21 protein-coding genes are annotated in these 20,800 nt (G+C 75.9%); 12 read left to right on the top strand and 9 right to left on the bottom strand.

Annotated features, from left to right (window positions below; translation table 11 throughout):
* The first annotated feature begins 140 nt into the window (after positions 1 to 140).
* The 3 genes from JOD57_RS21245 to cydC are packed head-to-tail and all read left to right on the top strand — an operon-like array spanning position 141 to position 6,111.
* On the top strand, positions 141 to 1,712 hold the full coding sequence (locus JOD57_RS21245; protein ID WP_204693835.1) for a cytochrome ubiquinol oxidase subunit I: 1,572 nt from the start codon (positions 141 to 143) through the stop codon (positions 1,710 to 1,712).
* Between the two features lie 11 nt (positions 1,713 to 1,723).
* A complete protein-coding gene (gene cydB / locus JOD57_RS21240) occupies positions 1,724 to 2,743 on the top strand; it encodes a cytochrome d ubiquinol oxidase subunit II (RefSeq protein WP_204693834.1) in 1,020 nt (339 codons plus the stop codon).
* Positions 2,740 to 6,111, top strand: a complete 3,372-nt coding sequence (gene cydC / locus JOD57_RS21235) for a thiol reductant ABC exporter subunit CydC (protein ID WP_204693833.1) — start codon at positions 2,740 to 2,742, stop codon at positions 6,109 to 6,111. Before cydB ends, cydC begins: the two co-directional genes overlap by 4 nt.
* Here the strand turns inward: cydC and JOD57_RS21230 are convergent.
* The gene (locus JOD57_RS21230) at positions 6,108 to 6,419 is read right to left on the bottom strand and encodes a hypothetical protein (RefSeq protein WP_204693832.1); all 312 of its coding nucleotides are present in this window, start codon (positions 6,417 to 6,419) and stop codon (positions 6,108 to 6,110) included. The genes cydC and JOD57_RS21230 overlap by 4 nt on opposite strands.
* Before the next feature lie 149 nt (positions 6,420 to 6,568).
* On the opposite strand from JOD57_RS21230, the gene JOD57_RS21225 reads away from it, so the two are divergent.
* A complete protein-coding gene (locus tag JOD57_RS21225; protein WP_204693831.1) occupies positions 6,569 to 7,120 on the top strand; it encodes a dihydrofolate reductase family protein in 552 nt (183 codons plus the stop codon).
* Between the two features lie 4 nt (positions 7,121 to 7,124).
* Here the strand turns inward: JOD57_RS21225 and rraA are convergent, their stop codons facing one another.
* Entirely contained in the window at positions 7,125 to 7,616 is a 492-nt protein-coding gene (rraA, locus tag JOD57_RS21220) for a ribonuclease E activity regulator RraA (RefSeq protein WP_204693830.1), read from the bottom strand.
* A gap of 86 nt (positions 7,617 to 7,702) precedes the next feature.
* On the opposite strand from rraA, the gene JOD57_RS21215 reads away from it, so the two are divergent.
* Together JOD57_RS21215 and JOD57_RS21210 are read left to right on the top strand one after the other, a co-directional pair.
* Positions 7,703 to 8,395 carry a GntR family transcriptional regulator gene (locus JOD57_RS21215; RefSeq protein ID WP_307824836.1) on the top strand — a complete coding sequence of 231 codons (693 nt, stop codon included), beginning with the start codon at positions 7,703 to 7,705 and terminating at the stop codon, positions 8,393 to 8,395.
* A complete protein-coding gene (locus tag JOD57_RS21210; protein WP_204693829.1) occupies positions 8,392 to 9,576 on the top strand; it encodes an MFS transporter in 1,185 nt (394 codons plus the stop codon). The genes JOD57_RS21215 and JOD57_RS21210 overlap by 4 nt, the downstream gene beginning before the upstream one ends.
* 93 nt (positions 9,577 to 9,669) lie before the next feature.
* Here JOD57_RS21210 and JOD57_RS21205 read toward each other — a convergent pair whose 3' ends face one another.
* From JOD57_RS21205 to JOD57_RS21195, 3 genes are read right to left on the bottom strand one after another with little or no spacing between them, the layout of a single operon-like run.
* Positions 9,670 to 10,755, bottom strand: coding sequence for an isocitrate/isopropylmalate dehydrogenase family protein (locus JOD57_RS21205; protein WP_204693828.1), 1,086 nt, complete (start codon positions 10,753 to 10,755; stop codon positions 9,670 to 9,672).
* Positions 10,752 to 11,210, bottom strand: a complete 459-nt coding sequence (locus JOD57_RS21200) for a cupin domain-containing protein (protein ID WP_307824835.1) — start codon at positions 11,208 to 11,210, stop codon at positions 10,752 to 10,754. Before JOD57_RS21200 ends, JOD57_RS21205 begins: the two co-directional genes overlap by 4 nt.
* Positions 11,207 to 11,518 (bottom strand): putative quinol monooxygenase, encoded by a 312-nt coding sequence (locus JOD57_RS21195; protein ID WP_204693827.1) that lies wholly within the window; start codon positions 11,516 to 11,518, stop codon positions 11,207 to 11,209. Before JOD57_RS21195 ends, JOD57_RS21200 begins: the two co-directional genes overlap by 4 nt.
* A gap of 48 nt (positions 11,519 to 11,566) precedes the next feature.
* Here JOD57_RS21195 and JOD57_RS21190 point away from each other — a divergent pair, with 48 nt between their 5' ends.
* Both JOD57_RS21190 and JOD57_RS21185 read left to right on the top strand, forming a co-directional pair.
* On the top strand, positions 11,567 to 12,649 hold the full coding sequence (locus JOD57_RS21190) for an Ldh family oxidoreductase (RefSeq protein ID WP_239568708.1): 1,083 nt from the start codon (positions 11,567 to 11,569) through the stop codon (positions 12,647 to 12,649).
* Positions 12,646 to 13,359 (top strand): GntR family transcriptional regulator, encoded by a 714-nt coding sequence (locus JOD57_RS21185; RefSeq protein WP_204693826.1) that lies wholly within the window; start codon positions 12,646 to 12,648, stop codon positions 13,357 to 13,359. Before JOD57_RS21190 ends, JOD57_RS21185 begins: the two co-directional genes overlap by 4 nt.
* A gap of 112 nt (positions 13,360 to 13,471) precedes the next feature.
* On the opposite strand, the gene JOD57_RS21180 is transcribed toward JOD57_RS21185, so the two are convergent.
* The 3 genes from JOD57_RS21180 to JOD57_RS21170 form a co-directional block, all read right to left on the bottom strand.
* On the bottom strand, positions 13,472 to 13,867 hold the full coding sequence (locus tag JOD57_RS21180; protein ID WP_204693825.1) for a universal stress protein: 396 nt from the start codon (positions 13,865 to 13,867) through the stop codon (positions 13,472 to 13,474).
* 91 nt (positions 13,868 to 13,958) lie between these two features.
* Entirely contained in the window at positions 13,959 to 14,696 is a 738-nt protein-coding gene (locus JOD57_RS21175) for a response regulator (RefSeq protein ID WP_204693824.1), read from the bottom strand.
* A complete protein-coding gene (locus JOD57_RS21170; protein WP_204693823.1) occupies positions 14,693 to 16,276 on the bottom strand; it encodes a sensor histidine kinase in 1,584 nt (527 codons plus the stop codon). The genes JOD57_RS21175 and JOD57_RS21170 overlap by 4 nt, the downstream gene beginning before the upstream one ends.
* Positions 16,277 to 16,448: 172 nt before the next feature.
* On the opposite strand from JOD57_RS21170, the gene JOD57_RS21165 reads away from it, so the two are divergent.
* The 4 genes from JOD57_RS21165 (at position 16,449) to JOD57_RS21150 (ending at position 19,992) form a co-directional block, all read left to right on the top strand.
* Entirely contained in the window at positions 16,449 to 17,456 is a 1,008-nt protein-coding gene (locus JOD57_RS21165; RefSeq protein WP_204693822.1) for a Bug family tripartite tricarboxylate transporter substrate binding protein, read from the top strand.
* Positions 17,453 to 17,968, top strand: coding sequence for a tripartite tricarboxylate transporter TctB family protein (locus JOD57_RS21160; protein WP_204693821.1), 516 nt, complete (start codon positions 17,453 to 17,455; stop codon positions 17,966 to 17,968). The genes JOD57_RS21165 and JOD57_RS21160 overlap by 4 nt, the downstream gene beginning before the upstream one ends.
* Positions 17,968 to 19,581 carry a tripartite tricarboxylate transporter permease gene (locus JOD57_RS21155; RefSeq protein ID WP_204693820.1) on the top strand — a complete coding sequence of 538 codons (1,614 nt, stop codon included), beginning with the start codon at positions 17,968 to 17,970 and terminating at the stop codon, positions 19,579 to 19,581. The genes JOD57_RS21160 and JOD57_RS21155 overlap by 1 nt, the downstream gene beginning before the upstream one ends.
* Positions 19,582 to 19,665: 84 nt before the next feature.
* Complete coding sequence (locus JOD57_RS21150; protein ID WP_204693819.1) at positions 19,666 to 19,992, top strand: glycerate kinase; 327 nt, start codon at positions 19,666 to 19,668, stop codon at positions 19,990 to 19,992.
* A gap of 10 nt (positions 19,993 to 20,002) precedes the next feature.
* Here JOD57_RS21150 and eutC read toward each other — a convergent pair whose 3' ends face one another.
* Positions 20,003 to 20,746 carry an ethanolamine ammonia-lyase subunit EutC gene (gene eutC / locus JOD57_RS21145; protein WP_204693818.1) on the bottom strand — a complete coding sequence of 248 codons (744 nt, stop codon included), beginning with the start codon at positions 20,744 to 20,746 and terminating at the stop codon, positions 20,003 to 20,005.
* Positions 20,747 to 20,800 lie beyond the last annotated feature (54 nt).

Below are 20,800 nucleotides of genomic sequence, written 5' to 3'. Positions count from 1 at the left end.
AGAACGGACCTCCGCGCCGGCGCACGGACCCTGTCGCGCACCTCACGCCGACGTCTTCTACGAGACGTAGAGAAGTTGTTCTACGGAGCGTAGAAAGGAGGCGTCGGCCGAGGGTCGCGCCGGTGTGAGGAGCAGGTGCCGTGGACGTCCTGGACCTCGACGTGCTGGACATCGCCCGTTGGCAGTTCGGCATCACGACCGTCTACCACTTCCTGATGGTCCCGCTGACCATCGGCCTGGGGATCCTGGTCGCCGTCATGCACACCATGTGGGTGCGCACTGGCAAGCCCGAGTGGCTGCGCATGACCCGCTTCTGGGGCCGCATCTACCTGGTCAACTTCGTCCTCGGCGTGGCCACCGGGCTGGTGCAGGAGTTCCAGTTCGGCCTGGCCTGGAGCGAGTACTCGCGCTTCGTCGGCGACGTCTTCGGCTCGCTGCTCGCGCTCGAGGCGCTGCTCGCCTTCTTCCTCGAGTCGACGTTCCTGGGCCTGTGGATCTTCGGCTGGGGCCGCATCCCGAAGAAGCTGCACCTCGCGTCGCTGTGGGCCGCGGTCGCCGGTTCGATCGTCAGCGCGTACTTCATCATCGCGGCCAACTCGTGGATGCAGCACCCGGTCGGCGTCGTCGTCGGCGAGGACGGGCGCCCGCAGCAGGTCGACTTCCTCGCCGTCCTGACCAACAACACCGCCCTGGCCGCCTTCAGCCACGCCGTCGTCGCGGCGCTCGTGGTGGCCGGCGCGCTGCTGGTCGGCATCGGCCTGTGGCAGCTGCGCCGGAGGACGCTGGCCGGCCGGTCCACGACCGACGTCGACCAGTCGGTGTGGCGCCGCTCGGTGCGCCTCGGCGGGTTCGTCTCGCTGGCCGCGTTCGTGCTGGTCGCCGTCACCGGCGACTGGCAGGGCAAGCTCATGTACCAGCAGCAGCCGCTGAAGATGAGCTCGGCCGAGGCGCTCTGCGAGACCGAGGCGCCGGCGCCGTTCTCGGTCTTCGCGTGGGCCAAGCTCGGCAGCAACGAGTGCGACGACGTGCACAGCTACACCGTCCCGGGGCTGCTGTCCTTCCTCGCGCACGGCGACTTCTCCACCGCCGTCCCCGGGGTGGACGAGCTGCAGGAGCAGTACTCCGAGGTCTACGGCGAGACCTACCCCGACGACCCGTCCTTCGGCGACCGGGCCGGCCAGCCCATCGACTACACGCCGGTGCTGGCGGTGACGTACTGGAGCTTCCGGCTCATGATCGGCATGGGTGCGGTCTCGGCCGGCGTGGCCGCCTACGCCCTCTGGTCGACCCGCCGCGGCCGGGTGCCGACGTCACGGATCGGCGTCTACGGCTCGCTGCTGGCCGTCGGCGCACCGTTCGTCGCCAACGCGACCGGGTGGGTGTTCACCGAGATGGGCCGCCAGCCCTTCGTGGTCCACCCGAACCCGGACGTGCCGGTCGGCGAGCAGGTGTACTTCTTCACCGCCCAGGCCGTCTCCCCCGGCATCGGCGCCGCCGAGGTCTGGACCTCGCTGGTCAGCCTGACGCTGCTCTACGGGGCGCTCGCCGTGGTCGAGCTGTTCCTCGTCACCCGGCTGGTCCGCCGCGGCGTCACCACCGGCGACACCACCCCCACCCCACCGGCCGTCGGCAGCGACCGGTCGCACGGGGACGACGACGGGCGTCCCGACGCCGACCGCGCCGACGACGACGTCCTCTCCTTCGCGTACTGAGGAGCACGACCATGGACCTGCAGACCCTGTGGTTCGCCGCCGTCGCGGTGCTGTGGACCGGCTTCCTGCTGCTCGAGGGCTTCGACTTCGGCGTCGCCGCGCTGCTGCCGGTGCTCGGCCGGCGGACGGCCGACCGGCACCTGATGCTGCGCACCATCGGCCCGGTCTGGGACGGCAACGAGGTCTGGTTGATCACCGCCACCGGCGCGGTGTTCGCCGCCTTCCCCGGCTGGTACGCCACCTGGCTGCCGGCGCTGTACCTGCCCTTCGTCGTCGTGCTGCTCGGCCTGATCGTGCGGGCGGTGGCCTTCGAGTGGCGGCACGGCTCGCACGACCCGCGCTGGGACGCGGCCTGGACCCGCGTCATCACCGGCGGCTCGCTGGTCGCGGCGGCCGGCATCGGCGCCGCGCTGGGCGCGACCACGCTCGGCCTGCCGATCGACGGTGACGGCACCCGGGTCGGCGGCGCGTTCGCGGGGCTCGGCTGGTCGTCGCTGCTCGGCGCGGTCGCCGTCGTCGCCTACTCGCTGGTGCACGGCGCGCTGTTCCTGGCGCTGAAGACCGACGGCCCGCTGCGGCTGCGGGCGCGGGCGTTCGCGCTGCGCTGGTCGCCCCTCGGCGCGGTGCCGCTGCTGGCGTGGGCCGGGCTGGTGCAGCTGCGCTCGGGCACGCTGGTCACCGGGCTGCTGTGGCTGGTCGCCGCGCTGGCCGTCGTCGTCACCTGGACCCGCGTCCGGCTCGACCGCGAGGGGCAGGCCTTCGCCGGCTGGGCCACGGTGCTGCTGGCCTCGGCGGCCACGCTGTTCGGCGCGGCCTACCCGGTGGTGGTCCCCTCGACGATCGACCCGGCGTTCGACGTCACCATCGCGCAGGCCTCGGTCAGCGACTACACGCTCACCGTCATGACCTGGGTGGCCGCCGTCGGCCTGCCGGTGGTGCTGGCCTACCAGGCCTGGACCTACTGGGTGTTCCGCCGCCGCCTCACTGCCGAGCCGGAGCACGACGACGCCCCGGCGCAGGTGGCGGCATGAGCGGCGCCCGGGGGCCGCTGGCGCCGCTGGCCGGGGTGCCGGGGCTGACCGGCGCGCTGGCCCGGGCGGCGGCCGCCGCGCTCGGGTCGACGGCGGGGCTGGTGCTGCTGGCCGCCGGCCTCGCGCACGCGGTCGCCCGGGCCGCCGGGTACGCCGACGGCGCGGTGCTCCCCGCGCTGGCCGTGGCCGCCGCCGGTGCCGCGCTGCGCGCCCTCGCCGGCACCCTCGGCGACCTCGCCGCCGCCCGCGACGCCCGCCGCGCCGAGGACGGGCTGCGCCGCGCGCTGCTCGACCGGCTGGCCGCCTCGCCCGCCGCGGTCGCCGCCGCGGGCGGGCCGGCCCCGGCCGCGGTGCTGGCCACCACGCGGCTGGCCGACCTCGCGCCCGGCCTGGCCGGCCACCTGCCGGCGCTGGCGCAGACGCTCGTCGTCCCGCCGGTGCTGCTCGTCGTCCTCGCCGTCACCGACCCGCTCTCGGCCGGGCTGGTCGCGGTCACGCTGCCGCTGGTGCCGCTGTTCCTGGCGCTGGTCGGGCTGGCCACCCGGGACGGCACCACCGGCGCCGCCCGCGCGCTGGACCGGCTGGCCGCGCACGTCGCCGAGCTGGTCCGCGGGCTGCCCGTGCTGGTCGGCCTCGGCCGGGCCGCCGACCAGGTGGCCGCGCTCGCCGAGCTCGGGGAGGCCTCGCGGCGCCGCACTCTGGCCACGCTGCGGCTGGCGTTCCTCTCCGCGCTGGTGCTGGAGCTGGTGGCCACGCTGTCGGTGGCGCTGGTCGCGGTCACCGTGGGCCTGCGGCTGGTGCACGGGGACCTGGCGCTCGCCGTCGGGCTGACCGCGCTGCTGCTCGCGCCCGAGGCGTTCGCGCCGCTGCGCGCGCTCGGCGCCGCTCACCACGCCGGCGAGGCCGCGACACTCGCCGCCACCGAGGCGCGGGCCGTGCTGGCCGCACCCGCCGGGACCCCCGCCCCGGCGGTGGACGGCGACGACCCGCGCGGCGCCGACGTCGCCGTCACCGGGCTGTCCGTGCGCCACCCCGGCCGCACGCGCCCCGCCCTGCCGCCGACCGACCTCGTGCTGCGGCCCGGCGAGCTGGTCGTGCTCCGCGGTGCCAGCGGCTCGGGCAAGTCGACGCTGCTCGCCGCGCTCACCGGCGCGCTCGACCCCGCAGCGGAGGTCACCGGCACGGTCACCGGCGTGCCCGCCGGCGGCGTCGCGCTGGTGCCCCAGCACCCCCGGACGACGGCGCCCACCGTCGCCGACGAGCTGCGCCGGCACGCCGCACCCGGTCCCGGCGTGGACGCGGTGGTGGCCGAGGCGTTCGTCGTCGAGGCGCTGGCGCTCGTCGGCGCGACCGCCCTGGCCGGCCGCGACTGCGCCACCCTCTCCCCCGGCGAGCTGCAGCGGGTCGCGGTGGCCCGGGCGCTGGTGCGCATCCGGCGCGGCGCCCGCCTGCTGCTGCTCGACGAGCCGACCGCACACCTCGACGAGGCCTCGGCCGCCCGCGTCGCCGCCGTCCTCGCCGGCCTGCGCGGTACCGTCACCGTCCTGCTGGTCACCCACGACCCGGCGCTGGCCGCCCTCGCCGACCGCGCGGTCGACCTCGGCGTCCCCGCCTCCCCGGCGTCTCCCCCCGCGAGACCGGCGGTCCCGTGGCCGTCGGCGCCGGGTGGCCACGAGACCGCCGATCCCGCGCACCCGGACGCGGTGGGCACCACCGCGACGACGGCGGCGCTGGGGTGGCCGCGGCGGGCGCTGGTGCGGGCGGTCGCGGCCGGCACGGCGTCGGCCGGCGCGGGCGTCGCGCTGACCGCGGTGTCGGGCTGGCTGATCGTGCGGGCCGCCGAGATGCCGCCGATCCTCACGCTGCTGGTGGCCATCGTCGGGGTGCGGGCCTTCGGGCTGGGGCGGGCGGCGCTGCGCTGGGTCGAGCGGCTGACCGCGCACGACGCCGCGCTGCGGATGGCCGCCGACCTGCGCGTGCGGGTCTGGCGGGCGCTGGCCGCCCAGGGCGTGGCGGCCGACCGGACTCCGGGCAGCGCGCTGGCCCGCGTGGTCGGCGACGTCGGCCTGGTGCAGGACCTCTCGGTGCGGGTCGTCCCGCCGGCGCTGGTCGCGGCCACCGTCCCGGCCCTGACCCTCGGCGCGCTGGCACTGCTCTCCCCCGCCGCCGCGGGCGCCGCCGCGCTGGTGCTGCTGGCCACCGCCGGGCTGGTGCTGCTCGTGCACCGCCGGGTCGACGCCGGCGCCGCCCGCGCCGAGGCCGCGCTGCGGGTAGGCGCCCTGCGCGACGTCACCACGGCGCTCGAGGGCGCGGCCGACCTGCGGGCGCACGGCCTCGCGGCCGCCACCGCCGCCGACCTCACCGCCGTCGCCGGCCGCCGCGCCACGGTCGCCGCGACCGGCGCCCGCGCCGGTGCGCTCGGCACCGGGCTGGTCGTGCTGGGCACCGGCCTGGCCGCGGTGCTGGCGACCGCGGTGGGTGCCGCCGCGGGGTCGGCCGGCCCGGAGGTCGCCGTCCTCGGGCTGGCGCCGCTCGCGCTCGCCGAGCCGCTGTCCGGCCTCGTGACCGCGCTGCAGCGGCGCGGCGCCCTCGACGACGCCCGCGCGCGCCTGCACGCCGTCCTCACCGCGCCGGTGCCGGCCGACCCCGCCGACCCGCTGACCGCGCCCGCCCCGGTGCGCGAGGTCGCCGTCACCGACGTCACCGCCGGCTGGCCCGGCGGCCCCGACGTGCTGCGCGGCCTCACCGCCGGGGCGACCGCCGGCGGCGGCTGGCTGGTCGTGCGCGGCCCGTCGGGTGCGGGCAAGTCGACGTTCCTCGCGGTGCTGCTGGCCGCGCTCCGTCCGCGTGGGGGCAGCTACACGCTGGGCGGCGTCGACACCGCCCGGCTGACCGGCGAGGCGATCCGGTCCCGCACCGCCTGGCTGCCGCAGGACGCGCACGTGTTCGCCTCGACCATCCGCGCCAACCTGGCGCTGGCCGCCCCGCGCGGCGCGCTGGCTGGCCCGGCCGGCGCGGCGCGGATGACCGCCGCCCTCACCGCCGCGGGCCTCGGCCCGCTGCTGGCCGGCCTGCCCGAGGGCCTCGACACCCCGGTGGGCGCCGGCGGCACCGCGCTGTCCGGCGGCGAGCGGCGGCGACTGGCCGCGGCCCGTGCCCTGCTGGCCGACCGCGACGTCGTCCTGCTCGACGAGCCGACCGCGCACCTCGACCCGTCCACCGCCGCGGCGCTCGTGCGCGACCTGCGGGCGGCGCTGGCCGGCCGGGTGGTGGTCTGCGTGACCCACGACGACACGCTCGAGCAGCCCGGCGACGCCGTCGTCCGGCTCGGCGCCCCGGCGGCCGCACTGGCCGCCCAAGCCGTCTAGGCCGCCAGGACGCCGGGCCGGGCGGGACCGCCCGGCCGGATCCGGCGCACCTCGAAGCCGGGGAACTCGGGCAGCTCCGGGTCGACGACGAGCGGGACCCCGGCCGGCTCCCCGAGGACACCGTGCTCCGCCAGGGCGGGGCCGAGCTCGGCGAGCAGGCGGCCGTGCAGCTCGGGCCGGACGCGGATCTCCCGGGGCGGGGCGGCGCCGGGGGCCCAGGCGACGGCCAGGACGTCCCCGGCGACGTGGGGCCGGGCCCGGCGCGCGGCGGCGGGACGGCGGTCGATCGGCAGAGTGGCGGTGGCCATGACGAGCCTCCTGGGCGGTTCCCCCGTGCTCCGTACAACGCCGGGGTGAACATGTCCGTGCCTACTCCGGAGGTCCGACAGTCCCTGCCTGATACCGCCGGCGACGGCGCCACCCCGATCCGTCGTCCGGTTCGGGCACGCTGAGCGGCATGGACGCGCCCTTCACCGGATCGGTCTTCCTCGGCATGAGCGTCGACGGGTTCATCGCCCGGCCCGACGGCGACCTCGCCTGGCTCACCGGCGGGGCCGACGCCGGTGGCGCCCCGGACGACGGCGAGGGCGGCGACTTCGGGTTCGCCGAGTTCGTGGCCGGCATCGACGCGCTGGTCATGGGCCGGGGTACCTACGAGGTGATCGCGCCGCTGGACGAGTGGCCCTACCAGGGCAAGCCGGTGCACGTCGTCAGCACCACGCTCGGGCCTGGTGCCGACCCCCGCATCGCCGTGCACGGCTCGTTCGACGACGCGGTCGCCGCGCTCGCCGCGGCCGGGTACCGGCGGGTGTACGTCGACGGCGGCCGGCTCGTGCACACCTTCCTGACCGCCGGGCTGGTCGGGGAGCTCACGCTGTCGCGGGTGCCGGTGCTCATCGGCGAGGGGCACACGCCGTTCGGGCCGCTGCCGGCCGACGTGCTGCTCGAGCACGCGCGCACGCGGACCTTCCGCGGCGGGATGGTGCAGACCACCTACCGGGTGCGCTGAGCGGTCAGGCCGGCGGGGTCGGCAGCACGACGATCCCGTCGCTGTCCGCGCAGAGCCACTCCCCCTCGCGGAACACCACGCCCGCGAAGACGACCGGCCGGCCCACCTGACCGGAGTGCAGCCCGCGCTCGCTCTTGCGCGGGAAGGCGGCCAGCGCGCGGACCCCGACCGGCTGCCCGGCCAGCTCGTCGGCGTCCCGGATGCAGCCGTACACGACGATCCCGGCCCAGCCGTTGGTCGCCGCCGCGACCGCGAGGTTGCCGCCGACCAGCCCGCAGCGCCTCGAGCCCCCGCCGTCGACGACCAGCACGCGGCCCTCGCCGGGGCCCTCGACGGCCTGCTTGACCAGGGTGTTGTCCTCGAACACCTTGAGCGTGGTGATCGGCCCGCAGAAGGCGGTCCGGCCGCCGAAGGTCCGGAACACCGGCTCGCACACCTGCGCCTCCGGGTGCGCGTCGCAGAGGTCGGTCGTCGCGGGTACCGGCTGGTCGGTCATGGTCCGGAGGTTATAACCTGTTCGTGTCCTCGCGCACCTCAGACAGGTGTGCGCAGCTCAGGACGTCGAGGAGGTTGTGACCAGCTGTGTCTGTCGAGCAGGAGAGCGCCGCGACCAAGAGCGAGCTGGCCTACGCGCGGGTCCGCGAGATGATCCTGACCGGGGAGCTGGCGCCCGGGGCGGTGCTCAACCAGGCCGCCGTCGCCCACCGGATCGGCATCAGCACCACCCCGCTGCGGGAGGCGCTGCGCCGGCTCGCCCAGCAGGGGCTGGTGGAGCTCGGCGCGCACCGCGACGCCCGGGTCGCCCCGCTCGACGCCACCGAGGCGCGCGACCTGGTGGAGCTGCGGCAGGACCTCGACCCCCTCGCCGCCGGCCTGGCCGCGCACCGCCGCACCGCCGCCGACCTCACCGCGATGGCCGACACCCTGGACCGGCTCGAGTCACTGCCGGACGACCCGTCGCCGGCACAGCTGGCCGGGCACCGCCGGTTCCACGCGGCCCTCTACCGCGCGTCGCACAACGCGCTGCTCGTCGAGGTCCTCGACGGCCTGTGGGACAAGACCGACCGCTACCGCCGGCACGCGCTGCGGGCCGGGCGCAGCGACGAGGAGCGCGCACGGCGGGCCGAGGAGCACCGGCTGCTGGTCGAGGCGGTGCAGGACCGCGACGCCGCGGCGGCCACCGATCTCATGCGCCGCCACGTGGAGACCAGCCTCGCCGCCCGGGCCGCCGACCGCCTGGCTGCCGCGGACGCGACCCGACGGACGCGCCGGTGAGGGCCCCGGCGACGCCACCGGCCGGCGGACGGCGGCTGCTCGCCGTCCTGCTGGTGCACTCCGCGCTCACCCAGGTCATCACCTTCGTGCTGCGCCCGACGTCGGCCTACCGGGCGATCGAGCTGGACGTGCCGGCCGCCTGGCTCGGCGCCCTCACCGCGTCGTTCGCCGTCGTCCCGCTGCTGCTCGCCGTCCCGTCGGGACAGGCCACCGACCGGTTCGGCGAGCGCCGGGTGATGCTGGCCGGCGCGGTCCTGCTGCTGCTGTCGGCGGTCGTGTTCGCCGGCCAGCGCGGCGGGGCGGCCGGGCTGGTCGCCGGCAGCGTGGTGCTCGGGACCGGCCACCTGCTCTCGGTCGTCGGCCAGCAGGCGGCCGTGGCCAACACCGCCGGGCCCGGGCGCTTCGACACGGCGTTCGGCCACTACACCTTCGCCGCGTCCCTCGGACAGGCCGTCGGGCCCGGGCTGATCACCGTGGCCGGCGGGACCGGCGCCCTGCCCGACACCCGCCCGATCTTCTTCCTGGCCACGGCGATCGCCGTCCTGCTGCTGGCCTGCACCACCGTCCTGCGGTTCCCGGTCCGCGAGCGCACCGGCGGCTCCGCGGTGACCGGCGGCATGGGCACGCTGCTGCGCCTGCCGGGTCTCCTGCGGGCGCTGTCCATCAGCTGCGTCGTGCTCGCCGCCGTCGACATCACGCTGGTCTACCTGCCCGCCCTCGGCGCCGACCGCGGACTGGCCGCCGGCACCGTCGGGCTGCTGCTGACCCTGCGCGCCGTCGCCTCGATGACCTCCCGCTTCTTCCTCGGCCGGCTGGTGCGGCTGACCGGGCGGCGCCGGCTGATGCTGCTCAGCGTCACGCTGTCGGCGGTGTCGATGGCGGCCGTCGCGGTGTCGATGCCGGTCGCCGGGACGGCGGTGCTCGTCGTCCTGCTCGGGCTGGGGCTGGGCGTCGGGCAGCCGCTGACCATGTCCTGGCTGGCGGAGACGGCACCGGCCGGGCTGCGCGGCCGGGCGATGTCGCTGCGGCTGACCGGCAACCGGCTGGGCCAGGTGCTCATCCCCAGCGCCGTCGGGCTGCTCGCCGCCGGGGTGGGCTCGGCCGGGGTGCTGTGGGCGACCGCCGGCGCGCTCGCCCTCGCCGGGGCCGCCGCGCGGCGGCTGCGCGTGGACGGCGGCTGACGGCTCACGCGCGCGCGGCCTCCGACGCCGGCGGTGGTGTGCGCTCGGGGCTCGTTCTGCAGACCGAGATGCGCCCGTGGGCGCACACCGCTGTCAGGCGCCCGCGGCGATGCGCTCCACGACGGCGTCGGTGAACTCCCCGGTCGAGGCCGCACCGCCCAGGTCGCGGGTGCTCACACCGGCGCGCACCGCCGCCCGGACGCCGTCCTCGACGACCACCGCGGCCCGGGCGGCCCGGTCGTCGCCGTGCCGGGTGCCCAGCCAGTCGAGCAGCATGGCCGACGACAGCATCATGGCGACCGGGTTGGCCAGCCCCCGCCCGGCGATGTCGGGGGCCGAGCCGTGCGCGGCCTGCGCCATGCACCGGGTGTCCGAGGCGTTGATCGAGGGCGCGGTGCCGAGGGAGCCGGCCAGCTCGCCCGCCAGGTCGGAGAGGATGTCGCCGAACATGTTCTCGGCGACGACGACGTCGAAGGTCGACGCGCGGCGCAGCAGGTGCACCGTCATCGCGTCGATGTGGAGGTCGTCGACCTCGACGTCGGGGTGGTCCTCGGCCACCTCCAGGCAGACGCGCCGGAACAGCCCGGAGCTCAGCTGCAGCACGTTGGCCTTGTGGGCGATGGTCACCTTGTTCCGCCGGCGGCCGGCCAGCTCGAACGCCGCCCGCGCGATCCGCTCGATCGCCGGCCGGGTGAAGACCCCCATCGCGATGGCGACGTCGGGGGTCGGCATGTACTCGCCGGTTCCCGCGAACGTGTTCCGGTCGGCGTAGAAGCCCTCGGTGTTCTCCCGGACGATGACCAGGTCGGCGTCCGGGGCGATCGCCTCCCCGCCCTCGAACCCACGCGCCGGCCGGATGTTCGCGTACAGGTCGAAGTGCTTGCGCAACCGGCCGCTCGGGTTCAGCTGCGACCGGAACGGCTCGGGATAGGCCGCGCTGTCGTGCGGCCCGAGCAGCCAGCCGTCCAGCTCGGCCAGCGCCGACAGCGTGGCGTCGGGGACGGCGCTGCCGTGCTCGTCGATGGCGGAGGCGCCGACCGGCAGCTCCTGCCACTCGACCCGCTCGGCGTCGGCGGCGGCGAGCGCTGCGTCGACCACGCGCACGGAGGCGGGGACGATCTCGGGTCCGATGCCGTCGCCGAGCATCACGCCGAGGCGGTAGGGGCGGAGGGTGGTCATGCCGGGGTCGCGCCATCGCTCCGGCGCGCGGGTCCAGCGCCGCGGTCGCTGTCCGACAGGTGCTCGAACGTCTCGCCGGTGGCGGTGATGGTGCGGGTGACGTCGCGGCCGCCGTAGACCCAGTAGATGGTCATCGAGCCCTGGCCGCGGTTGCGGAAGCAGTGCGGGACGCCGGCCGGCACCCAGGTCGCCTGACCGGCGACCAGCTCGAACTCGTCGTCACCGACGACGGCGGTGGCCTCGCCCTCGAAGACGAGGACCGTCTCCTCGACGTTGTGCGAGTGCAGGGGGATGCCGGTGCCGGGCGCGAACACGGTCATCCCGGTGGTGACCTCGTTGTCCGCGCAGTTCCACCTGCCGACGAACGGGATCGTGACGACGCCGTTGCCGCGGTCGAAGCGCTCGATCTCCTCCGGGCGCAGGACCATCGACGGCGGGACGGGCTGGGCGCTCACGCGGACTCCTCGGAGGTGTGGGTGTGCAGCAGCCGGCCGGCCTTGTTGACCTGGCTCTCGACCACCCGCTCGGCGACGGCGCGCCACCGCGCGAAGTGCGGGGACGCCTTGTGCGCCGCGAACGCGTCGGCGTCGGTGTAGAGCTCGTAGAGCACGAAGCGGTTCTCGTCCGACTCGACCGAGCAGACGTCGAAGCGCAGGCACCCCGGTTCATCGCGCACCGACGCCTCCGCGTTCGCGGCCATGCCGGCGAGGAACTCCTCCCGCCGACCGGGCCGCACGGTCATCTGGACCACCAGGCTGAACACCGACGTCCTCCCCATCCGTTCGCTGCTGTATGCGTTACTGTATACAGTATGGAGGACAACCGGACGCGAGTGCCGGACGAGCGGCTCCCGCCCGAGACCCTGCGCGCCTTCGCGACGCGGGTGCTCGCCTCGCTGGGGGTGCCGGACGAGGACGGCGCCCTGGTCGCCGACAGCCTCGTCCAGGCCGACCTCTGGGGACACCAGTCGCACGGCCTCCTGCGGCTGCCGTGGTACGCCGCGCGGCTGCGGTCCGGGGCGATGCGCCCCGTCTCCGACCCGGCGGTCCTGTCCGACACCGGGCCCCTGGTGCTGCTCGACGGCCGCGACGGCGTCGGGCAGGTCCTCACCGAGCGCGCCCGCCTGCTGGCCGTCGACCGGGCCCGGGTGCACGGGGTCGGCGTCGTCGGTGTGCGCAACTCCAACCACTTCGGCACGGCCATGTACTTCACCCGCCGGGCGGCGCGCGACGGGTTCGTCGCCGTCCTGACCACCAACGCCAGTCCGGCCATGGCCCCGTGGGGTGGCCGGGAGAAGCGGCTCGGCACCAACCCGTGGTCGATCGCGGCTCCGGGGCCCGACGGGCGGGTCGTCGCCGTCGACATCGCCAACACCGCAGTCGCGCGCGGCAAGATCCACCTGGCCGCGAACCGCGGCGAGCCGATCCCGGAGACCTGGGCCCTGACCGCCGACGGCGCCCCCACGACCGACCCGGCGGAGGGGGTGCTCGGCGTGGTCCTGCCGATGGCCGGCCACAAGGGGTACGCGATCACCTTCCTGATGGACGTGCTCTCCGGCGCCCTGACCGGCAGCGCCGTGGGCACCGGTGTCCACGGGCCGTACGAGGCCGACCGGCCCAGCGGCGCCGGCCACCTCCTCCTCGCGCTCGACCCCGACGCCTTCGGCGACCGCACCGGCTACGAGGCGCGGGTGCGGCGACTGATCGACGAGGTCAAGACGGTCCCCCTCGCGCAGGGCTTCGACGAGGTCTTCTACCCGGGCGAGGTCGAGGACCGCGCGGAGGCGGCGAACCTCGCGGCCGGGGGCGTGCTCCTCGCAGAGCGGTCGCTGTCCGACCTGCGCGCACTCGGTGCCGGGACCGGTGTGCCGTTCCCCGCGGCGCGGGCACGATGAGCGCCGTGCCCGAGGGAGCCGGGCCCGACGTCAGCAAGGCCGACCTGGTCCACCGACGGCTCAAGGAGGAGATCGAGCTCGGCGAGCTCGCTCCCGGGACACCGCTGTCGGAGCTCTCGCTGGTCGAGCGCACCGGCGCGTCCCGGACGCCGGTCCGGGAGGCGCTGCGCCGGCTCGCGGCCGAGGGCCTGGTCGAGCTGGTGCCCCGGCAGGGGGCGCGGGTGTCCCGGGTGTCCCTGCAGAGCGTCCGCGACCTCTTCGACTTCCGCGCGCTGCTGGAGCCGGCCGCCATCCGCCAGGCGACCGAGGCCGCGGCGACCGATCCGCAGCTCCGCCGCAGCTTCACCGCGATGCGCGCCGAGTTCGCCCGCGTCGTGCGCCGCGCCCCCTCGCAGGCGCGCTCCCGCGCGTTCTACGAGCTGGCCGACCGGTTCGACTGGGCGATCATCGGCGCCACCCGCAACGAGCACCTGCGGCGGACCATCGCCGAGCTGCGGCCGCACACCGCCCGGCTGCGCAACCTCTCCCACGTCGACCCCCAGCGCGTGGAGGTGTCCGTCGCCGAGCACCTGCGCATGTGCGACGCGTTGCTCGCCGGGGACGCCGACGAGGCGGCGTCGGCGATCGCCGCGCACCTGGCGCAGAGCGTCCGGACGATCTTCGCCGACCTCACCAGGGGCGCGGGCGAGGACCTCGACGTCCTCGGCTGAGCCGGCCCCTACAGGGCCCGCCGCGAGCCTGCGAGCGGTGGGGGGCAGGGGCGGCCCCCCTGCAGGGACCCGCCGCGAGCCTGCGAGCGGCGGGGGGCAGGGGGGTCCTTTCTCAGTGCGGGGCCTTGACCGCCAGGACCGGGCACTCGGCGTCGAGCAGGACGCGCTGCGCGGAGCTGCCGGTGATCAGCTTCCCGGTGGGCGTCCGGCGGCGCAGCCCGATGACCAGGACGCTGGCCGAGAGCCGCTCGGCGGTGTCGACGAGCTCCTCGGCGGCCTCCCGGCCGCGCACCTGCTGCTCGAGCTCGTAGCGCACCCCCGCAGCGTCGAGCCGCTCCCGGACCGCGCGCAGGGCGTCCTCACCGGCGAAGCGGCGGTCGACCAGCGAGTCACCCCGCGAGGTGTTCACGACGTGCAGCGGCTCGTCGCGGCGCCGCGCCTCGGCGACGGCGGCGGTGAGGGCGGCCTCGCCCTCCGGGGTGGGCACGTAGCCGACGAGGACGGTCATGCCCGCAGCCTGCGGCAGTGCGGAGCCACGGTCACGCTTGCGGTCCTAGCGGCCACAGCGTTCCTTTCGTCCACGGCCCACGGCCCACGGCTCACGGCGCCGGGGCGGAGCCGGGCGGGGCGGAGCCGGCCGCGGTGGCCTCCCGCGCCGACCGGGCGGTGAAGCGCCGCTCCGGCCGCCCCGCCGTCCCGTAGCGCTGACGGACGTCGGCCTCCTGCTGGGCCACCAGCTGCTCGAGGTAGCGGCGCGCGCTGACCCGGGCCAGCCCGGTCCGCTCGCTGGCCTCGCTGGCCGACAGCCCGTCCCGTCCGGCCCCGACCAGCGCCCCGCGGACCAGTTCGAGCGTCTCGGGGCTGATGCCCTTGGGGGTGGCGGCCACCGGCGGGGTCCCGGCGGCCGCCCGGCGGCCGAACAGCCGGTCGACGTCGTCCTGCGCGAGCTGGGTCCCGTGCGCGAGGTCGGCGCGCACGGCGGCGTAGTCGGCCAGCCAGCGCTCGAACGTGCGCCGGTCGAAGGGCTTGACCAGGTAGTGCAGGACCCCGCCGTGCAGCGCGCTGCGGATGCTGTCGACGTCGCGGGCGGCACTGATGACCACGACGTCGACCGGCGAGCCGCCGGCCCGCAGCCGCTGCAGCGCCTCCAGGCCGGTCATGTCCGGCAGGTAGACGTCGAGCAGCACCAGGTCGGGCCGCAGCCGCTGCACGTCGGCCAGCGCCGCCGCGCCGGTCGAGGCGGTGCCCACGACCTCGTAGCCGTCGGTCGCCGCGACGAAGCCGGCGTGCACGCGGGCGACCATGAAGTCGTCGTCGACGATGAGGACCCGGATCACGCGCCCACCAGCTCGGGGTCGGCCGGCAGCCGGGCGGTGAAGACCGAGCCGCCGTCGGAGGACGCCACCACCCCACCACCGCGGCGGGTGCAGACCAGGTGCACCAGCGACAGCCCGATGCCGCGCTCCCCGGCGCCCGCGGGGTCCTTGGTGGTCACGCCCGAGCGGAAGACCTCGCGCTCCTGTCCCGGCGCCACCCCGGCGCCCGAGTCGCGCACGACGACGTCGACCTCACCGTCGACCAGGCCCAGCGACACCTCGACCCACCGCTCGGGCGCGGCCGCGGCGGCGTCGAGCGCGTTGTCGACCAGGTTGCCCACCACGGTGGCGACGTCGGTGCTCAGCTCGTCGCCGAGCGGCGGCAGGGCGGAGTCGGGCGCGAAGCGCAGGTCCACCCCGAGCTCGGCGGCCTGGCTGGCCTTGGCGATGAGCAGCGCGGCGATGACGGGGTCCTGCACCGCGGCGGTCACCTCGGCGCCCAGCTGCGAGCGGCCGGCGCTCACCCGGTGCACGAAGCGGACGGCCTCCTCGACCTGTCCCAGCTCGATGAGCCCGGCGATGGTGTGCAGTCGGTTGCTGAACTCGTGCGCCTGGGCGCGCAGCGTGTCGGTGACGTGCCGGGTCATCTGCAGCTCCCGGCGCAGCTCCAGCAGCTCGGTGCGGTCGCGCAGGGTGGTGACCGACCCGAGCGTGCGACCGCGGCTGCTGATCGGCAGCCGGTTGACCACGACGACGCGGCCGGCGGTGGCCACGGCGCGGTCGCGCTCCTCCTCGCCGCGCAGCAGGGCGTCGCGCAGCTCCCCGCCCACCCCGAGCTCGGCGAGGTCGCGGCCCACCGCGTCGCCCGGGATGCCGAGCAGCCGGATGGCCTCGTCGTTGACCAGCGTGACCCGCCCGTGCAGGTCCAGTCCGACGACGCCCTCGCGGATGCCGTGCAGCATGGCCCGCTGGTGCTCGACCAGGCCGGTGATCTCGGCCGGCTCCAGGCCGAGCGTCTGGCGCTTGACCCGGCGGGCCACGAGCAGCGAGCCGACGAGACCCAGCACGCTGGCGAGGCCGAGGTAGGTGAGCAGGTTCGGCGCGGCCGCGGCGAGGCCGTCGAGGACGCCCGGGTAGGGACGCTCCACCGCGACGAAGCCGAGCATCTCCCGGCCGGTGAGCACCGGCACCATCGCGACCGCGTAGCCGCCGTCCGCGTCGGCGCGCTCCCCCACCCAGGCCCGCCCCTGGAGCACGGTGCTGTCCCCCAGCGGGAACGCCGTCCCGAGCTCGGCGGGGTCGGCGCTGGCGAGGACCGTGCCGTCGGCGTCGGCCACGACCACCGACGCCGAGCCCGAGACGGTGCGCGCGCTCTCCGCGGCGATGCCGATGTACGGGACCAGTCCGTCGTCCACCGCCGAGCGCAGCGACACCGCGTTGGCCAGCGTCTCGGCCACCGACAGCGCCCGGCGACCCTCGACCTCCTCCGCCCGCTGCGTCGTCTGGGCGACGGAGACGGCGGCCACGCCGACCAGCACCAGCAGGATGATCACGACCTGCAGCGCCAGCAGCTGGCCGGCCAGCGACAGACGCCGGAGCACGGTGCCTCCCGGGGACTGGGGACGGGACGACAGTGCACCACGCCACCGCACTCCTGTGACCGTGAACACAAGGACCGCAAGACGCAATGCCTCCGCAACCGTGACACCTCCCGGGCCGGTTGCCAGCCTTCTCCCGACGCGGCCGGCAGCGGCCGCACCCCTGGAGGAACAGATGCGCACTGCCCACCTGCGGAGACTCGCCGCCGGCACCGTGGCTGCCGGCCTGGTGCTGACCGGCTGCGGCACGACGGCGGAGGGCGGCTCGGCCTCCGGTGGCGGGGACGGCGAGGAGGCGATCTCCGGCCTCCGGGTCATGGTCCCCAACTCGCCCGGCAGCGGCTACGACAGCACCGCCCGCGCCTGGGCGCAGGTCATGGAGGAGGAGGGGCTGGCCGAGAGCATCGAGGTGTTCAACCTCGAGGGCGCCGGGGGGACCGTCGGCCTGCAGCGCCTGGTCAACGAGGAGGGCAACGCCGAGATGCTCATGCAGATGGGCCTCGGCGTCGTCGGCGCCCAGTACAGCAACCAGTCCGAGGCGACCCTCGACCAGACCACGCCGATCGCGGGGCTGATCGAGGAGGCCGAGGCGATCGTCGTCCCGGCCGACTCCCCGTACCAGACGCTCGACCAGCTGGTGCAGGCCTGGAGCGCCGACCCCGGCAACGTGCCGGTCGGCGGCGCGTCGAACCCCGGCGGCCCGGACCACCTGACCCCGATGCTGCTGGCCCAGGAGGTCGGCGTCACCCCGACCGAGGTCAACTACGTCGCCTACGACGGCGGCGGCGAGCTGCTCGCCGGCATCCTCGGCGGCGACGTCCAGTTCGCCGCGACCGGCGTGGGCGAGGTGGCCGAGTCGGCAGTGGGCGGTGACGTCCGCATCCTCGCGGTCACCAGCGAGGAGCCGGTCGAGGGCGTCGACGCGCCGACCCTGCAGGACGAGGGCGTCGACCTGACCTTCACCAACTGGCGCGGCATCGTGGCGCCCCCGGGCATCTCCGAGGAGCAGACCCAGCGCTTCGTCGACGCGGTCACCGAGATGCACGACAGCGAGGCCTGGCAGCAGGTCCTGGAGGACCAGGGCTGGACCGACGCCTTCACGACCGGCGACGAGTTCTCCGAGTTCCTGCAGAGCGAGAGCGACCGCGTCCAGGGCGTGCTGAGCGAGCTGGGCCTGACGTGAGTGCCGCCTCCCCGGGGAGCACGACGCGGGCGGAGGGCCGCTCCGAGTACGGGGTGGCCCTCTTCCTGGCGGCGCTCGGCCTCCTCGTCATCGTGCAGGCCCTCCTCATCCCGGAGAGCCGGATCGTCCGCGGGCCGGTCGGGCCCGCCGCCGTCCCCATGGTCGTGGGCGGCCTGCTGGTCGTCGTCGGGATCGTCCTCGCGCTCGACATCCGGCGCGGCGGCCGCGGGGAGCCCGAGGGCGGCGAGGACGTCGAGCTGACCGGTGGCAGCGACTGGCAGACGATCGCGATGCTCGCGGCGGCCTTCGTCGCGAACGCCCTGCTGATCGAGCCGCTGGGCTGGGTCTTCTCCGGGGCTCTCCTGTTCTGGGGCAGCGCCTTCGCGCTCGGCAGCCGCCACTACGTGCGTGACGCGGTCATCGCCTTCACCCTGTCGATCGGCTCCTTCTACCTGTTCGCCCTCGGGCTCGGCATCGTGCTGCCGCCCGGGGTCCTGAGGGGGATCCTCTGATGGACGGGTTCAGCTCCCTGATCGACGGGTTCGGCACCGCCCTGACCCCGACGAACCTGGCCTTCGCGCTGCTGGGCGTACTGCTGGGCACCGCGATCGGCGTCCTGCCCGGGATCGGCCCGGCCATGGCGGTGGCGCTGCTGCTGCCGCTGACCCGCGGCCTCGAGGTCACCACGGCGCTGATCATGTTCGCCGGCATCTACTACGGCGGCATGTACGGCGGGTCGACGACGTCCATCCTGCTCAACACCCCCGGTGAGAGCGCCTCGGTGGTCACCGCGATCGAGGGCAACAAGATGGCCCGGTCCGGCCGTGCCGCGCAGGCCCTGGCGACCGCGGCCATCGGGTCGTTCGTCGCCGGCACGATCGCCACGCTGCTGCTGGCACTGGTGGCCCCGCTGGTCGCCGACCTCGCCGTCGAGGTCTCGCCGGCCGACATGTTCGCGATCATGGTCCTGGCCTTCATCGCGGTGACCTCGGTGCTCGGCAGCTCGCGCGTGCGCGGCCTGGCCTCGCTCGGGCTGGGCCTGACCATCGGCCTGATCGGCATCGACGCGACCTCCGGCCAGCAGCGGCTCACCTTCGGCATCGCCGAGATCGCCGACGGCATCGACGTCGTCGTCGTCGCGGTCGGTCTGTTCGCCGTCGGCGAGGCGCTGTGGACCGCCGCCCACCTGCGCCGTCGTCCGGTCGAGGTCATCCCGGTGGGCAACCCGCGGATGAGCCGGTCGGACTGGAGCCGGTCGTGGAAGCCGTGGCTGCGCGGCACCGCCATCGGGTTCCCCTTCGGCGCCGTCCCCGCCGGTGGCGCGGAGGTCCCGACGTTCCTCTCCTACGTCACCGAGAAGCGGCTCTCGAAGCACCCCGAGGAGTTCGGCACGGGGGCCATCGAGGGCGTCGCGGGACCGGAGGCGACGAACAACGCCTCGGCGGCCGGCGGTCTCGTGCCGCTGCTCACCCTGGGCATCCCGGTGACGGCCACCGCGGCGGTCCTCCTCGCCGCCATCGAGAGCTACGGCATCCAGCCGGGACCTCAGCTGTTCGACAACGAGCCGGAACTGGTCTGGGGCCTGATCGCCAGCCTCTTCATCGGCAACGCGGCGCTGCTGGTGCTCAACCTGCCGCTGGCGCCGGTGTGGGCGCGCCTGCTGCGCATCCCGCGCACGTACCTGTACGCGGGGATCCTGTTCTTCGCCAGCCTGGGCGCGTACGCGGCGAACGCCAACGTCTTCGACCTGTTCCTGCTGCTGGTCATCGGCGCGCTCGGCTTCATGATGCGCCGCTACGGGCTGCCGCTGCTGCCGGCCATCATCGGCGTGATCCTCGGGCCCTTCGCCGAGGCGGAGCTGCGGCAGGCGCTGCAGCTCAGCAACGGCGACCTCGGGGGGCTGATCGACCCGATGGCCGTCGTGGTCTACGTGATCGTCGCGCTGGTCCTGCTGTGGCCGCTGGTCCGGTGGCTGCTGCCCCGCAAGGCCGTGCACGTCCCCGTGCTGGACGAGGCGGTGCACGAGATAGAGGAGGCGCACGCCCACCACGGGGCGACGACGGCCGTGGCGGTCGAGCGCCGGGTGGACGGCCCCGACCGACCGCGCGACGGCGACGGGTCCTGACGCTCCGGAGGGACCCACCGAGGGGGAGGGGACGGCGGTCCCCTCCCCCTCCGGCCGCCCGCGACCCGGCCGACACGGAGCCGCATGAGAGCCGCTCCCACGTGCCTGGTGATCACCGCCGAGGGCGCGATCGACCGGCAGAGCGCGCGCGGCAAGGTGCCCGCCGAGGTGGCGGGCCGCGCGGCGCTGCGCGACATCCCGGTGATCGCGCTCAGCGGCACGGTCGGTGAGAGGGTGCAGGCCGCGCTCGACGTGGGCCTGGACGCCTACGCGTCGATCCTCACCCGCCCGTGCACCCTCGACGAGGCGCTGGAGGAGGCCTCGGAGTTCCTGGTGTGCTCTGCCGAGCAGACGATGCGGCTGCTGCTGGTCGGGCGCCGGCTGGCCTGGCAGGAGACCGGGACGCACTGACCGGCGGTCCTCAGCCCGCGGGCAGCGCCGGCCCCTCGTCCTTGAGCACGACGCCGGAGGCGCCCAGCTCGCGGGCGGCGCCCAGCAGCGCGGCGACGGTGTCGGCGGCCTGCGCGTAGGACAGCCCGTGCGGCGGGCGGACGTTGGAGACGCAGTTGCGCTCGGAGTCCGCCCGCCCCGGCCGCGGGTCCCAGGTCAGGTAGACGCCGAGGGAGTCCGCCGACGACAGCCCCGGCCGCTCCCCGATCAGCACGACGACGGCCCGGGCGCCCAGCGCCGCGCCCACCGCGTCACCGAGGGCCACCCGCGCCTGGTGCGCGAGCACCAGCGGCGCGAGGGTCCAGCCGGGCAGCCGCTCCCGCAGCGCGGTCACCAGCCCGGCGGCGTGCTCGTGCACCGCCCGCGGGGAGAGCCCGTCGGCGACCACCACCGCCAGGTCGGCGTCCGTCCGGGGCAGCTGCGTGCCCTCGGCGAGCTGCCGGCCGAGGTCGGGGCGCTGCAGGTAGGTGGCCCGGTCGGGCGCGGCCGAGTGCACCTCGAGCAGGTCCCCGAGCGCGGCGCGCAGCCGGTCGGGCTCCAGCGGCTGGTGCACCGCGTCGCGGGCGGCGGCGTGCGCGGCGCGGAACTCCAGCTCCCGCGCGGTGGGCAGCGCGTCACCGGCCCGGCCCAGCGCCACCCGGGCGCGGGTGGCCGACCGCAGCACCGCCCACGGGTCGTTCCCCGGCGGCAGCGGCCGGTCGAGGGCGTCGGTCACGAGCCCTCCTCGCCGGCGCTCGTCGGCCTCGTGCCCGGCGGTGCTGTGCCCCGG

This window comes from Geodermatophilus bullaregiensis, assembly GCF_016907675.1.
GTDB lineage: Bacteria > Actinomycetota > Actinomycetes > Mycobacteriales > Geodermatophilaceae > Geodermatophilus > Geodermatophilus bullaregiensis.
This window is presented reverse-complemented; position numbering and strand designations above follow the sequence as displayed.

Excerpts from the sequence above, each read along its gene's own strand:
- cydB (WP_204693834.1), top strand. The coding sequence starts at position 1,724 with ATGGACCTGCAGACCCTGTGGTTCGCCGCCGTCGCGGTGCTGTGGACC.
- cydC (WP_204693833.1), top strand. The coding sequence starts at position 2,740 with ATGAGCGGCGCCCGGGGGCCGCTGGCGCCGCTGGCCGGGGTGCCGGGG.
- JOD57_RS21230 (WP_204693832.1), bottom strand. The coding sequence starts at position 6,419 with ATGGCCACCGCCACTCTGCCGATCGACCGCCGTCCCGCCGCCGCGCGC.
- JOD57_RS21225 (WP_204693831.1), top strand. The coding sequence starts at position 6,569 with ATGGACGCGCCCTTCACCGGATCGGTCTTCCTCGGCATGAGCGTCGAC.
- rraA (WP_204693830.1), bottom strand. The coding sequence starts at position 7,616 with ATGACCGACCAGCCGGTACCCGCGACGACCGACCTCTGCGACGCGCAC.
- JOD57_RS21205 (WP_204693828.1), bottom strand. The coding sequence starts at position 10,755 with ATGACCACCCTCCGCCCCTACCGCCTCGGCGTGATGCTCGGCGACGGC.
- JOD57_RS21190 (WP_239568708.1), top strand. The coding sequence starts at position 11,567 with ATGGAGGACAACCGGACGCGAGTGCCGGACGAGCGGCTCCCGCCCGAG.
- JOD57_RS21185 (WP_204693826.1), top strand. The coding sequence starts at position 12,646 with ATGAGCGCCGTGCCCGAGGGAGCCGGGCCCGACGTCAGCAAGGCCGAC.
- JOD57_RS21180 (WP_204693825.1), bottom strand. The coding sequence starts at position 13,867 with ATGACCGTCCTCGTCGGCTACGTGCCCACCCCGGAGGGCGAGGCCGCC.
- JOD57_RS21165 (WP_204693822.1), top strand. The coding sequence starts at position 16,449 with ATGCGCACTGCCCACCTGCGGAGACTCGCCGCCGGCACCGTGGCTGCC.
- JOD57_RS21155 (WP_204693820.1), top strand. The coding sequence starts at position 17,968 with ATGGACGGGTTCAGCTCCCTGATCGACGGGTTCGGCACCGCCCTGACC.
- JOD57_RS21150 (WP_204693819.1), top strand. The coding sequence starts at position 19,666 with ATGAGAGCCGCTCCCACGTGCCTGGTGATCACCGCCGAGGGCGCGATC.